The sequence below is a fragment of the Christensenella hongkongensis genome (assembly GCF_000981035.1).
Classification (GTDB): Bacteria; Bacillota; Clostridia; order Christensenellales; family Christensenellaceae; genus Christensenella; species Christensenella hongkongensis.
This window is the reverse complement of sequence record NZ_LAYJ01000071.1, coordinates 1-256: the sequence shown is the minus strand read 5'-3', so window position 1 is coordinate 256 and position 256 is coordinate 1. Positions and strand designations below refer to the sequence as shown.

At 49.2% G+C, this 256-nt stretch carries 1 protein-coding gene; it reads left to right on the top strand.

Features of this window, described 5'->3' with window-relative positions:
• Nucleotides 1-256 (top strand): DegV family protein (locus CHK_RS04625; RefSeq protein ID WP_046442871.1); only part of this gene is annotated, 256 nt, incomplete at both ends.

The window sequence follows — 256 nt, the reverse complement described above, 5'->3', positions numbered from 1 at the left end:
GAAGATTTAAAATGGAAAATCACGCATTGGTTTGCAGTTGAAAGCCTGGAGCACCTGAGGCGCGGCGGGCGTGTTTCCCGCGCCAGTGCATTTCTTGGAACGATGCTCAACATCAAACCTGTGCTCGCGTTCAATAATGAAGGAAAAATCATCCCCGTGGAAAAAATCCGCGGCAGGAAAAAATCGCTGATCGCGATGGTCGACAAAATGGAAGAAGACATCGATAATCCGGACGGGCAAATCGTGTACATTGGCC